The 13,514-nt window shown below is 39.1% G+C and carries 11 protein-coding genes; 2 read left to right on the top strand and 9 right to left on the bottom strand.

What is annotated here, in order from left to right:
* Positions 1–178 precede the first annotated feature (178 nt).
* The 3 genes from F908_RS08885 to F908_RS08875 form a co-directional block, all read right to left on the bottom strand.
* On the bottom strand, positions 179–3,328 hold the full coding sequence (locus F908_RS08885; protein WP_005160626.1) for an efflux RND transporter permease subunit: 3,150 nt from the start codon (positions 3,326–3,328) through the stop codon (positions 179–181).
* A 1-nt stretch (position 3,329) separates the two neighbouring features.
* Entirely contained in the window at positions 3,330–4,520 is a 1,191-nt protein-coding gene (locus F908_RS08880) for an efflux RND transporter periplasmic adaptor subunit (protein ID WP_005160623.1), read from the bottom strand.
* Between the two features lie 145 nt (positions 4,521–4,665).
* Positions 4,666–5,118 carry an Lrp/AsnC family transcriptional regulator gene (locus F908_RS08875; RefSeq protein WP_004962624.1) on the bottom strand — a complete coding sequence of 151 codons (453 nt, stop codon included), beginning with the start codon at positions 5,116–5,118 and terminating at the stop codon, positions 4,666–4,668.
* A gap of 155 nt (positions 5,119–5,273) precedes the next feature.
* Here F908_RS08875 and F908_RS08870 point away from each other — a divergent pair, with 155 nt between their 5' ends.
* Positions 5,274–5,891 (top strand): LysE family translocator, encoded by a 618-nt coding sequence (locus tag F908_RS08870; protein ID WP_005160620.1) that lies wholly within the window; start codon positions 5,274–5,276, stop codon positions 5,889–5,891.
* A 55-nt stretch (positions 5,892–5,946) separates the two neighbouring features.
* On the opposite strand, the gene dapC is transcribed toward F908_RS08870, so the two are convergent.
* The 4 genes from dapC to F908_RS08850 form a co-directional block, all read right to left on the bottom strand.
* Entirely contained in the window at positions 5,947–7,116 is a 1,170-nt protein-coding gene (dapC, locus tag F908_RS08865; protein ID WP_005160617.1) for a succinyldiaminopimelate transaminase, read from the bottom strand.
* 25 nt (positions 7,117–7,141) lie between these two features.
* Positions 7,142–9,808, bottom strand: coding sequence for a [protein-PII] uridylyltransferase (gene glnD / locus F908_RS08860; protein WP_005160615.1), 2,667 nt, complete (start codon positions 9,806–9,808; stop codon positions 7,142–7,144).
* Between the two features lie 24 nt (positions 9,809–9,832).
* Entirely contained in the window at positions 9,833–11,050 is a 1,218-nt protein-coding gene (gene purT, locus F908_RS08855; protein WP_171062433.1) for a formate-dependent phosphoribosylglycinamide formyltransferase, read from the bottom strand.
* Between the two features lie 120 nt (positions 11,051–11,170).
* Complete coding sequence (locus F908_RS08850) at positions 11,171–11,560, bottom strand: tautomerase family protein (RefSeq protein ID WP_005160613.1); 390 nt, start codon at positions 11,558–11,560, stop codon at positions 11,171–11,173.
* A 194-nt stretch (positions 11,561–11,754) separates the two neighbouring features.
* Between F908_RS08850 and F908_RS08845 the strand changes: the two genes are divergently transcribed.
* A complete protein-coding gene (locus tag F908_RS08845; RefSeq protein WP_034602705.1) occupies positions 11,755–12,219 on the top strand; it encodes a hypothetical protein in 465 nt (154 codons plus the stop codon).
* A 55-nt stretch (positions 12,220–12,274) separates the two neighbouring features.
* Here F908_RS08845 and F908_RS08840 read toward each other — a convergent pair whose 3' ends face one another.
* Together F908_RS08840 and F908_RS08835 are read right to left on the bottom strand one after the other, a co-directional pair.
* A complete protein-coding gene (locus F908_RS08840; protein ID WP_034602703.1) occupies positions 12,275–12,559 on the bottom strand; it encodes a hypothetical protein in 285 nt (94 codons plus the stop codon).
* Between the two features lie 211 nt (positions 12,560–12,770).
* The gene (locus tag F908_RS08835; RefSeq protein WP_005160610.1) at positions 12,771–13,475 is read right to left on the bottom strand and encodes a Crp/Fnr family transcriptional regulator; all 705 of its coding nucleotides are present in this window, start codon (positions 13,473–13,475) and stop codon (positions 12,771–12,773) included.
* Positions 13,476–13,514 lie beyond the last annotated feature (39 nt).

Genomic DNA, 13,514 nt, shown 5'->3' with positions numbered 1-13,514 from the left:
ATGGCTATTCTACGTTTGATTGGTTTTGGAAAAAAAGAAGAATTTAAGAAAGTGCTCGCAATTTTAAGAAAGAAAAAGCCTGATAGGACAAGGGCTCTATGAAATTTGTCTTGTACAGAGAACAATAATATAAGTATTAAAAAAAGACGGTCATAAGACCGTCTTTTTCACATACAGATCAAAGCTGTTCAACCGCTTGATCTTTGGTTTTTCTAAAGCTATGCAGCTTGCGATTAATATCATCAATAAAGGTATACACCACTGGAATAACCAATAAAGATAAGAAAGTGCTCGTGATTAAACCACCAATTACTGAAATTGCCATTGGTGCACGGAAGCTTGGATCTGTTCCGATACCCAAAGCGATAGGTAGCATACCTGCACCCATAGCAAGGGTTGTCATAATAATCGGGCGCGCACGTTTATGACAGGCATCAAGCAAAGCATTAAATCGTGAATAATCTTTCTCTTTTCTTGCGATGATCGCGTAATCGACTAAAAGAATAGAGTTCTTACTTGCAATCCCCATAAGCATAATTAGTCCAATCAAACTTGGCATTGAAAAGCTGCTTTTTGCCAAAAGCAACAATACAAATGCACCGCCCAAAGACAATGGTAATGCGACCAAAATGGTAATAGGTTGTAAGAAGTCTTTGAATAAGAGCACTAAAACGACATAGATACATAGCACCCCTGTGAGCATTGCCAATCCAAAGCTTGAGAAAAGCTCCTGCATTACCTCAGCATCACCAATATTGGTACGTTTCACGGTAGGTGGTAAGTTTTTCATCGTTGGTAATTGATCAACTTTTGCTGCTACATCACCAAGCGGTTGGTTATTCAACTCAATATTAAAATTAATATTGCGCAGGCGATTGAAACGATCGATTTGTGATGGACCGCTTTCAATATTGACATCAGCAATTGTGCCTAACATCACTGGACCATGACTTCCTTTAATCATTAAGCGTTTAATCAATTCCTGATCTTGACGTGCAGAAAGCGGAAGTTTGATCACGACAGGAACTTGTCGTTGCGATAAATTTAATTTTGCAAGGTTTTGGTCGAAATCACCTGCAGTGGCAATTCTCAGTGTTTCTGCGATATCAAAAGTTGTAACCCCAAGATCAGCTGCTTTAGCAAAATCTGGGCGGATAACCAACTCTGGACGAATGAGTGCTGCACTGGAAGTAATACTGCCGATGTTTGGAATTGTGCGTAATTCGCGTTCCAGCTTACGTGCTGTTGAAATAAGAGCTTCAGGGTCATCACCTGATAAGGCGAGTTGATATTGGCTATTGTTCCCTGCTATACCGACTTGAATACGAGCACCGGGTAAAGGAGCGAGTCGTTGACGTATTTCACTTTCGATTTCTTGCAAACTTAAACTACGATCTGAGCGCTCTGAGGTTTGGATTGTCAGAGTTGCTTTTCGAGGCTCACTGGATGCACCACCAGAAAAAGGATCTGAACCTGCTGCACCACCGCCGATGGTTGTATAGATGCTTTTGATTTCTGGATGATCTTTAATAAGATTTCGTGCGTATTCGGCAGTTTTTAAGGTGTCTGCGAATTGTGAGCCTGGAGTGAGTTCTAATCTTACTTGAGTTTGTCCTGTGTCAGGTGGTGGAACAAAACCTGTAGGCAGAAGTGGAATCAGCATAATGGAGCCGATGAAAAACAGAATAGCACCACCAAGCGTAACCCAACGGTGATGTAGACACCACGTGACTAGACGCATATAACCACGCATAACACGACCATCTTTTTCTCGGTCACATGCAAGCTTGGATGTTCCTTGATCATTTAATCTATCTGCATCTGAGTTTTCTGCTGTGTTCTCAACTTTACCAATCCAAGGCTTCAAAATATAAGCTGACATCATTGGTGTTAATAATCGAGCGACTAAAAGCGAGGCAAATATTGCTAGCGCTGCTGTCCAACCAAATTGAACAAAGAATTTTCCTGCGATTCCACTCATGAACGCGGTGGGAAGGAATACAGCAATCAATGTAAATGTGGTTGCAATAACAGCTAGTCCAATCTCATCGGCTGCTTCCATAGCAGCTTCATAAGGTGTTTTACCCATCCGTAGATGCCGAATGATATTTTCAATTTCAACAATAGCATCATCCACCAAGATACCCACGACGAGCGACATAGCGAGGAGTGTTACGGTATTTAATGTAAACCCGAAATAGTACATGCCGATTAAGGCAGGCAAAATAGAAAGAGGTAAAGCGGTTGCTGCAATAATCGTAGCTCTCCAATCGCGCAGAAATAGCCAAACCACTAAAATTGCAAGAATTGCACCTTCATAAAGTAGTGACATGGAACCTTTATAGTTGTCAGCAACAGGCTTAACGAAGTTAAAGGCTTCTGTGATTTTGATATCTGGGTGAGATGCCTTAAGCTTATCTAATGCTTCAATAACGCCTTTTTCAACATCAACTTCACTTGCACCTTTACTTCGTGTGATCTCAAAACCGATTACTGGCTGTCCATTCAGTAATGCTGCAGAACGTCGTTCCGCTATTCCATCTCGAATTGTAGCCACTTGATCAAGTCTGATATGTCGACCATCACTTAAAGCAATATCCATGGCACCAATTTCAGCAGCTGTTTTTACAGTTGCAATCGTACGAATGGATTGTTCACTGCCACCAATCTTGGTTTGTCCACCTGAAGCATCTTGTTGAACCAATCGAAGTTGGCGAGTGATATCAGTTGCAGTCGCATTGAGTGCCAGTAATTTTTCAGGATCGAGTTCGACTTCAACTTGGCGGGTGACACCACCAACACGTGCAACAGCACCCACACCTTTAACCTGTAACATAGCGCGAGCAATATCGTAATCCACGAACCACGAAAGAGCTTCTTCATCCATTTTAGGAGATTGGATGGTATAGGTGAGGATAGGTGAACCAGATAGATTAATTTTACTAACAATCGGGTCTCTTAAATCAGCAGGTAGGTCTGAACGTACTTGTGAAACAGCATTACGCACGTCATCAACAGCTTCTTGTAGTGGCTTTTCTAGCTGAAATTCTGCGGTGACAGTCACAACACCATCTTGAATGTTGGTGTATTGATTTCTTAGACCTTGTAGCGTTGCAATTGAGTTTTCAATTTTACGTGCAACTTCTGTTTCAAGTTGAGGTGGGGCTGCGCCGGGTAATGACGCAGTTACGGTGACCATCGGAAGTTCAATGTCTGGGAATTGTTGTATTTTCATCCAGTGAAAACATAACAATCCTGCCAAACCGAGCATGATAAATAATAAAATGCCCGGAATTGGATTGCGGATTGACCAAGCAGAGAAATTCATTTTATTTCTCCTGTGTATTCACAAGTTGTTTGGTCAGTGGGGTATCAGGTATGTCTTTGGCAACAGTAACTAAATCTCCATCAGTTAAGAAACCTGTTCCAGAAGAAACCAATTTTACTTGTGTTGGTAAATCCATGATTTCTACACGATCACCTAGACGGCGACCTATAGTGACTTTTTGCTGTGTTACACGATTATTTTGATCAACAATAAAAACATAAGAAAAACCATCCCGTAGCAATAATGCTGTTTGTGGAATGGTTAATGCTGTTTTTTCACCTAGATCAAACTCTCCCTTTACAAACATTCCCATACGAATTGCTTGAGTTGTTGGTAAATCAACATATACCAAACCATAACGTGTTTGAGGATCAATTACTGGTGCAATCATCCGAACTTGACCTGTCACTTTGGGTTGTGAAGGATCAGGTGAAATAACGTGAGCAGTCATGCCTTGTTGAAGTTTGTATAAATCTGTTGTTGTAACTTCAGCTCTCCACTCCAAGCGATGATCTCGAATCAAGCGGAATAATTCTTGACCTGTTTGTGCTAAAGAGCCAACTGTTGCAGTTCTAGCAGAAATGACACCGTTGTCAGGAGAAACGACTTGTGTTTGGGCTAAGCGCAGTTGATTACTTTCAATTTGTGCTTTTGCTGCATCTAAACGTGCTTGAGCTGTTGCTTGTGATGTTTGATATTGTGTTGATTCTTGAGCTGAAATAGCACCAGTATTTTTTAACTGCTGAATGCGCTTATTATTGGTAATTGCATCCGCCAAAACAGCTTGAGCTTCTGCATAGCTTGCTTTCGCTGCCGCTAAATCAGCACGAATAGTTTCACTATTGATTTCAGCTAAAATCTGACCACGTTTTACTTCATCACCGACATTTACATTCACACGTGTTAATCGCTGTCCAGATAGCTCACTGCTAATTACAACTTCTTGCCAAGCTGCAATATTTCCATTCGCAGTAAAAACTTGTTTCCAGTTTTGTTGTTCTGGTGAAACTACTGTTACGGTCAGTGCAGCTTTTTGAGTGTTTGTTTGAGCATTTTTTTGCTTATCATCTGTATATGAGTTTTTACTTGAACTCGTTTTCCACATTAAAAATGTAACGGTGATAAGTACAATAATGATTGCAGCAATCAACCAAACCTTTTTCTTTGTATTTTGTGAAGTTTGAGGAGCCATCTTTCCATAGTCACCAAATTTTGATGCCTAAGTATAGACGAACATTTCAACAGATGGTCAATAGTTAATAGACAGATGAATAGCTTTTAAATGCACTATATGTCGGGAGACAAATGAATGGAAAGCGGCTACATATTATGAATATTTAAAGAGGTAATAAGCGGTTGATCACCACATTTTTCATCACAATCGTTGAGGTGAGTCGTTGCACATTTGGTAATGCCGATAAACTATCATCATAGAGTTTCTGAAAACTAGCTAGATCTTTGGCAACCACATGGAGAAGATAATCAGGATTACCAAACAGACGCTGTGCTTGAATAACGTTAGCTATTTCACTGACTTTTTCTTCAAATTGAGATAGTGCGCTTTTATCTCCATCTTTAAGTGTCACAAAAATGATAGCTGAGAAATTAAATCCAATTTGAGATGCTTCCAAATCCGCATGATAGCCTTTAATCACACCAGATTCTTCCAAAGCTTTCACTCTACGGTGGCAGGGAGACAAGCTTAGACCTACTTTTTCAGCGAGTTCTGTGATAGATAGTCGCCCATTTTTTTGTAATTCAGCAAGAATTTTCTTATCTGTGCGATCCATTTAGAAGAATCTCCTGAATAAATAGAAATAAAAGAAATTAATTAGGAAAACATTTTAACCATTTAAGCATATTCTCTCCAATAGATTTTTCAACACATGGTTGAAATAAAAAATAATTTCAATCGTAGTATATTGAAATAAATAGAGTTATGGATATGGATTTAAATGTAATTATTGCCTTTTGGTGTGTTTCAATCTTGTTTGTTTTAACACCTGGCGCTGACTGGGCGTATGCAATATTGGCGGGAATAAAAGGGAAGTTTATTGTTACAGCAGTTTCAGGGCTTGTACTGGGGCATTTTTTAGCGATTTTGTGTGTTGCAGCTGGCGTGGGCACTTTAGTTAGTCATTATCCAATTTTATTGACATCTTTAACGATTGTTGGCGCATGTTATTTACTGTGGATGGGTATAAGCTTGTTGATTCGACCAGCCATCATCTCAAGTACTGAACAACAGACATCTGCGTTTGATTCAGCAAAGTCTTGGTTCGTTAAAGGTGTGGGAATTAGTGGTTTAAATCCGAAAGTTTTATTGCTCTTTTTTGCACTATTGCCGCCATTTATTCACCCAAACTTGCAGTTTTCAGCTACAGCTCAGATCCTTTCTTTAGGTATTATTCATCTAATTAGCTGCGCAATTGTTTATGTATTGGTTGGATTGGCAGCAAAGAAACTATTAAGTACCAGACCCCATGCGGTAAGGGTGGTCAGTCGAATTTCAGGTACCTTGATGGTTTTGATAGCCACAATTCTAATTATTGGTCAGGTTTAAGTTTTATTTCGGAATCTGTAATAGAAATCACTTACAGATTCCGAACTCATTGTATTTAAAGAATTGCTTTTAAGCGTTTAACAACTTCTTCACATTGAGCAAGATCAGCAACTAGAGCCATGCGCACGTGACCTTCGCCTGGATTGCCTTGTTCAGTATCACGAGATAAATAGCGACCTGGAAGAACTTTGATATGTGCTTTTTCCATAAGCATTTGAGCAAAAGTTTCATCATTGTCAACTTTTAACCAATAGTAGAATCCAGCATCTGGCTTTTGTAGTGGTAATAAATGACCAAGTTCGCTTTGGAATAATTCAAATTTCGCACGATATTGTTGGCGGTTTTCTTCCACATGTGCTTCATCATTCCACGCTGAAATAGATGCAAGCTGATGTTGAACAGGCATTGCTGCGCCATGATAGGTACGATACTGTAAATAAGGTTTTAATAATGCTGCGTCGCCTGCAACGAAACCAGAACGCATACCCGGAAGGTTTGAACGTTTTGAAAGTGAATGAAATACGATGCAATTCTTATAGTCATCACGTCCAATTGCAGCACAGACTTCTAAAAGGCCAATTGGTGCTTGGTCAAACCAAAGTTCTGAATAACATTCATCAGAAGCAATAACAAAACCATATTGATCAGACAGTGCGATTAGCTTCTTAAATTGTTCTTTTGAGAGTACGGTTCCCGTTGGATTTCCTGGTGTACATACAAACAATAAAGCTGTTTTTTCCCAAACTTCTGCAGGTACAGCATCAAAATCGCCTAAATAACCATTTTCTTCTGTACAGTTAATGAAATATGGTTTTGCACCAGCAAGTAACGCAGCACCTTCATAAATCTGATAAAAAGGGTTTGGCATTACAATATAAGGCGCATCTTCTCTTTTAATCAAAGCTTGTACAAAAGAAAAGATTCCTTCACGTGTGCCAGAAACAGGCAAAATATGTTCTTCTGCACTGATTTGATTCAGTGAAAAGCGATTTGTAAGCCATTTTGCAATACTTTGGCGCAGCTCAGGTAAGCCCTTACTGTTTGGATAGGTTGATAAATGTGCAAAGTTATCAATAATTGCTTGTTTAACGAACTCAGGTGCAGGATGTTTCGGTTCACCAATAGACAATGGAATCAAAGGTAAATTGGCTGGTTGCACATTTTTAAAAAGTTGATTTAACTTTTCAAAAGGATACGGATGCAATAAAGACAAGCTAGAGTTCATTTAAACAGTTACCGAACAATAAAAATTAAGAGGGTGGATTACAAATTTGGTTTGATGCTTCATCAAGAGCCGCTTTCAGTGTCTCAGCAAAGAGTTTGACCTCTTCATCAGTTAACAACACACCATTTTTTTTGGTTACAAAGAAAATATCTTCAGCACGTTCACCTAGGGTAGCAATCCTCGCTGAGTGGATATCCAAACCTTGTAGCATGAAGAGAGCGCCAATACGTGCAAGTAAACCAGGTTGGTCAAGTGTCGATATTTCAACCATATGTTGTTGTAAAGCAGGGTTTAGAGCGATATCGACAGTGTTCTGAACATCGAAATGACGCAAATGTCTTGGTATACGACGTTGCATGATACCAGGGTATTGGTCAGGATGGCTGAGTGCTTCAACCAATGCCAATTTCACTTTTCGTTCCCGTTCTGGGTCAGTCAGTAAGGTACCAAAACGATCTAAGACTAAATATGTGTCTAAACTAAAAGCAGTACTTGCCGTAATAATTCGGGCATCTTGAACATCAAGGTTCATACGATCTAGTACGGCTACGGTTGTGGCAAATAGGTTTGGTTGATCACGGGTATAAATAAAAATTTGTACTGCATCTTGTGCAGCATTGCGGTGAGCACGTAACAATACCAACGGAGCAGGGTTATCGCCGTGCTGTAATATGGCTTGAGTATGCCAAGCGATTTCATTTGCAGATTCTTTTACAAAGTATTCATCACCAAGTTCTTGCCAAACTTTTTCGACTTCGGCGAGAGAGAAGTTATTGACCAATAATTCACTGGCAGCAAATTTGGTGTCTTCAATCAACATTTGATAGTCAACAGGACGACCTAAGCCTGAACGAATCACATCTCGCGCATAGGTATACAACTGGCGCATAAGGGAAGCACGCCATGTATTCCAAAGTTTAGGATTCGTGGCATTAATATCAGCGACCGTTAAAGTGTATAGATAGTCTAAATGTTCCATATCACCGACTTTTTCGGCAAACTCTTTCACTTCATCTGGATCAGAAATATCTTTCTTCTGTGCAGTAAGAGACATGAGTAGATGATTGTTAATCAACCATGCTACAAGTTTACATTCACGTTCAGTAAAACCATGCGTGCGACAGAACTCGATGGCATCTAATGCCCCTAATTCACTATGATCGCCGCCACGACCTTTCGCAATATCATGGAAAATTGCTGCCATATAGACAATATCGTGACGCGCAATACGTTGGAATACTGAACTCACCACAGGGAATTCTTTAGCGAATTCAGGTTCTTTAAAGCGACTTAAGTTTCTGAGTAATAATAAGGTGTGTGCATCTACCGTGTAGATATGGAACAGATCGTACTGCATTAATCCTGTGATCTGTCCAAACGAAGGAATGTAGTTCCCTAATACGCCATAACGTTTCATCGCCACCATCGTGTCATATAAGTGCGGTGAGCGAATAATTGACATGAATAATGCTTGATGTTCTGGGTTGTCACGGAAACGTTGATCAATTCGTTTGGCTGCGAGCACAAGAAGACGCAAGGTACGAGCACGAATGCCTGTAATTTCTGGTCGATTGGCTAACAGATAGAATAGTTCTAAAATTGCACTCGGTTCTTCAGAAAATACTTTGTGATGCTGAACAGCGAGTTTACCGTCTACAATTTTAAAGCGTTCATTAATGTCGATAATTTGGCGTTCATAATCAGGCAGACGAGGGGTAATGACTGATTCATTGAAGTAAGCAAGTAACATCTCATTCAGCGTTGAAACTTGTTGCGCTGTTCGATAATAACGCTTCATGAATTGTTCAACTGCAAAGTTCACAGGTTGACCTTCTTCACGAACATAACCAAATTTTGCTGCTATATCTCTTTGATATTCAAATAATAAGCGGTTTTCATCTCGTTTAGCGATACGATGCAAATGGGTTCTAATCTCCCATAAGAAACTTTCAGCTTCTTCCAGTACGCCTAATTCAAATTCAGTAATAAAGCCTAAGTGAACTAAATCATAAATACGATTGACACGGAAGTGACGTTTGGCAATCCAACCAATTTGATTAATATCACGAATACCGCCAGGTGCATTTTTGATATCTGGTTCTAAATTGCTTTCAGTATTATTGTGTTGAGCGTAGCGCTTGGTCTGTTCCGCCATTTTGGCATCATAGAAGGTTTTATCTGTCCATGTCTGGGCGACAATACGACGTGGCCATTTAGCCAGTTGTTCATTGCCTGTAATTAAACGTGCCTCGATTAAAGTTGAAGCAACAGTTAAATCATTTGCTGCTTGTTCAACACAGTTTTGAATCGTACGAACGCTAATTCCAGGTTTAAAATTACCAACATCCCATAAGGATGAAATAAAAGTTGAGATCAGTTTTTCTTGCTCTTCGTTGATTTCATCTTCAGATAAAATCATGATGTCAGTATCGGAATATGGCAGCATTTCGCGACGACCATATCCTCCGACCGCAAATAAACCTAATTCAGTTTTATTTAATTCAGCATGATTCCATAAAAAGACTAAGGCCTCATCAATTGAGTTGGAACGAGCCTTAATCACTTCACGAATAGCTTGCCCATTTTCATAACTCTCTTGTAATTGCTTTTCTACATCTGTTCGCCATTGATTAATGGCTTTAATATCATGATGACTGGTGACATAGTTCAGCAAAGGAGATGTATTGATCATGAAAATGGGTCTACTCAATTTAAGTTAAGAGTTTGTGTGTACGCTCACTTGGTCAGCAGCTTGTTGCGCTAATTCACGTGCTTGGTCTGTTGTTTCAGCGCGTGCTGTTGCAACTCCCATACGGCGACGTTTAAAACCTTCAGGTTTACCAAATAAACGTAAGTCAGTATTCGGATTGGCTAAAGCAAGATTCAAGCCATCAAAGCTGAGGTTATTCGCATCTACACCTGCATAAATCACCGCACTTGCCGCAGTACTATGGCGAGCTGTATTAACAGGTAAACCTAAAATAGCACGCGCATGCAATTCAAATTCGCTTTGGTATTGAGAAGCTAAAGTTACGAGACCCGTATCATGTGGGCGAGGGGAAACTTCGCTGAACCAAACTTTATCGCCTTTGATAAATAGCTCTACACCAAAGATACCACAGCCACCTAATGCAGTTGTTGCTTTGTGTGCGATACGTTTAGCTTCTTGTAAGGCAGCAGCAGTCATTGGTTGAGGTTGCCAGCTTTCGACATAGTCACCCGCATCTTGGCGGTGTCCAATCGGATCACAGAAATGGGTTTCGATTTCGCCAGTCTTAGGATTTTTTGCACGAACTGTTAATAAGGTGATTTCAAAATCAAAATCAATTTGTGATTCGATAATCACGGTACCTTGATTCACACGACCGCCTTGCATCGCATATTCCCAAGCGGCATCAACTTCATCAAAGCTTTTAACGCGAGACTGACCTTTACCCGATGATGACATCACTGGCTTTACAAAGTTTGGATAACCGATGTCATCACATGCTGCCCGGAAACTTTCTAAAGTACTGGCAAAGCGATAAGCGGATGTTGGTAGACCGAGTTCTTCAGCAGCTAAACGACGAATTCCTTCGCGGTTCATTGTGAGATTGACTGCTTTAGCTGAAGGAATAACGGTTGCTGTTTGGCTTTGTTCAATTTCTACAAGCACTTCAGTCGCAATCGCCTCAATTTCAGGAACAATCAAATTGGGTTGAATTTTTTCAATTAGTTGTTTTAATTCGGTTGGATCAGCCATATTCAATGTATAAGAAAAATGTGCAACTTGCATGGCTGGTGCATGATCATAACGATCTGCGGCATGAACTTCGACACCTAAGCGTTGTAAAGAAATCACAACCTCTTTACCTAGCTCCCCAGAACCTAACAGTAAAACCTTAAATGCAGAAGATTGAAGTGGAGTTCCAAGAGTGACGCTCATGCGTGTAATCCTATCCTGAGTAATTTGTGGTTAAGCATAGCAGAACTTTTTGATGAATTAAGCTTGCCTGATACAAAAAAACAAGGTTTTGTTAGACAAAAAATATGACTTATCATCGTGTTGATCTGTTTAGACATTGACTTGATAGTTAAGTCGTAATTCATCTGCATTTTGACCACGGATTCCCCAATTTGATTTTGGGGTTTCAAAAATTGTAATTTCAATATCTTGTGGGGAAATACCGCATTGCTGCTGAATATTAGAAAAAATTGATTGAATAAATTGTTTTTTTGCCGAAGTTGTTCGCCCTTCAAACATTGAAATTTCAATAATCAAATATTGTTCACTGCGATCATTTGGATATATAAAATCTTCTGGGGCTAAAGCAATAAAGCGCTGAAATTTTTTTTCTACAGGATAATCGAGGCTTGTGACCAGTGCTTGGTGAATAGCACCTGACAATTGACTTCTAAATTGTTGAATTGTTTGATGTAGTGCATAAATTTTGATTTGAGACATAAATAGGTTATTCCAAAATTAAGATTAGAAATTTTGATTCACATGATATTTTTATTTCACCACTTTAAATGATATTGGCATTAAATCAATTCTTTAGAACGTAGATTGTTCTATGGGATAAATAAGTAACAACGATTGAGTATTGTTGCTGAATTGACTAGCATAATGCGCAAATGTTCCATTGGCGATTTGATATGTTTAATACAAAAACTCATGTAGCGACAATAATGTTGTTTAGCAGCCTTTTATTGACTGCATGTGATCATTCAAGCAATCAGCCAGAAAAAAAAGTGGAAATTAAAGCAGCACCCAAACTTAATAATGATGCAACAAGTTACGCACAAGCTGCTTGGAAGCTCATTAATGAAATTGATCCAATTGTCTACAATAAACAATCTACTGAGATTGAGGATAAAGTCAGAAAACCATTACGACAACTCAGTACCGATTGGCGAATTAATGTCAAAATGACGGATTCTGTGACTGAAGGAAAATATGCGCTATGCCGTAAAGCATTGACTAGTCTGGATACTTGGGCAAGAGATGTTAAAGAGAATGTGAGTTCGTCAACACAAAAGCAAGCTGACTACGAACGAGACAAGGCACAGTGTAAAGATGCAATTGATAATCCAGCTTTAGGCAATACCTCACCTAAATAAAAAAGCGAGATGATGAATCTCGCTTCAGCTGGTTAAAGCTATCATGCGTTTGGGTTTATGACGTTTTTCCTGTTTTTGTGGCTTCCTGCTTGATTTGTGTGGTTGATGTTGTTGCTGCTTTTTTAGTATCCGATGACATTTTCATGGTGTCATGTTTCATTGTCTCTTTTGCTTTCGTGGTTTCTTTTTTGGTTTTTACAACATTTGTTGCTACACATTTGCCACCTTTATGATTTGGTCCTGTGCCACCCTGTAATTGAGTTCCTTTCGGGCAGGCAAATGCACTTGCGCTTAATACGGTGAATAAGCCTGCTGTTAGAATTGTTGCGACTTTTTTCATAATTGTCATCTGAATCAGGTAAGCGATAGTGCTTATGATTAATTTAGACGAGTTTTTAACAACAAAGCAGAATGATTTTGTGAATAATTTAAATTGAAGCGTAGTGTTTTATAGCGAGAGTTTATCTTTTAATTTATGTTTAAGATTAAGTGGATATTGCATAATATATGATCTAATTTTCTAAATAAGATCATACGATCGCCGTAACACTTTATTGCTTTAGATAACCGACAGCAGCGACTTTCTTTAACTTTTCAATATCAATCACCTCAATTTTTTTAAAACCAAGTTGGATGATTCCTTGTTTTTCAAATAGATTTAATTCTTGATTAACGGTTTGTCTTGAGATTGTTAGCATATTAGCAAGTTGATCTTGTGAGATTTGAATATTTAAATCTTGAATGGATGAGCGGTTACCGTAACCTTCTAATATAAATAACAAGCGTTGAGCAAGACGCTGACTGATCGTTTGAGTTTGAATTGCAATTTGCTCTAAAAAGACATAGCGAAGTTTTTGACTGGTCAGTAGGGCAAAGAAATACCAATAATAGGGATTTTTAGATAAAAACTCGTTCAGAGGTTGAGCTGGGATTTGAAGCACAACACTTTTTTTCAATGCAATAGCATCATGAGAGCGTGGTTGTTTGTCTATGAGAGAAATCTCGCCAAACCACATGATTGGTTCAGCGATAGCAGCAATTGCTTCATTACCGTTAACGTCTATGTAACCCAAACTAATTGAGCCATCGAGAACACCATACACACCATCAAATTGATCTTGAGCATTAAACACAGCGGCATTTTTTTCAATTATAAGTTTCTTACCATGATCCAAAATGAACTGCTTGAAAGGCTCTGCAAGATGACTAAACCACGAATTTTGCTGTAAATGGTGTATATGAATGGGATCTAACACTCTATTTCCTTTTAAAAATATAAATCCATTTGTCAGCTA

This window comes from Acinetobacter sp. NIPH 284, assembly GCF_000369425.1.
Lineage (GTDB): Bacteria > Pseudomonadota > Gammaproteobacteria > Pseudomonadales > Moraxellaceae > Acinetobacter.
Note: the sequence above shows the minus strand (reverse complement) of the source record. Positions and strands in the feature narration are given on the sequence as shown.

What these genes read in the sequence shown, in the direction of transcription:
- F908_RS08850 (WP_005160613.1), bottom strand. Translation starts at nt 11,560, where the DNA reads ATGTCTCAAATCAAAATTTATGCACTACATCAAACAATTCAACAATTT.
- F908_RS08840 (WP_034602703.1), bottom strand. Translation starts at nt 12,559, where the DNA reads ATGAAAAAAGTCGCAACAATTCTAACAGCAGGCTTATTCACCGTATTA.
- F908_RS08885 (WP_005160626.1), bottom strand. Translation starts at nt 3,328, where the DNA reads ATGAATTTCTCTGCTTGGTCAATCCGCAATCCAATTCCGGGCATTTTA.
- dapC (WP_005160617.1), bottom strand. Translation starts at nt 7,116, where the DNA reads ATGAACTCTAGCTTGTCTTTATTGCATCCGTATCCTTTTGAAAAGTTA.
- glnD (WP_005160615.1), bottom strand. Translation starts at nt 9,808, where the DNA reads ATGATCAATACATCTCCTTTGCTGAACTATGTCACCAGTCATCATGAT.
- F908_RS08870 (WP_005160620.1), top strand. Translation starts at nt 5,274, where the DNA reads ATGGATTTAAATGTAATTATTGCCTTTTGGTGTGTTTCAATCTTGTTT.
- F908_RS08880 (WP_005160623.1), bottom strand. Translation starts at nt 4,520, where the DNA reads ATGGCTCCTCAAACTTCACAAAATACAAAGAAAAAGGTTTGGTTGATT.
- F908_RS08845 (WP_034602705.1), top strand. Translation starts at nt 11,755, where the DNA reads ATGTTTAATACAAAAACTCATGTAGCGACAATAATGTTGTTTAGCAGC.
- F908_RS08875 (WP_004962624.1), bottom strand. Translation starts at nt 5,118, where the DNA reads ATGGATCGCACAGATAAGAAAATTCTTGCTGAATTACAAAAAAATGGG.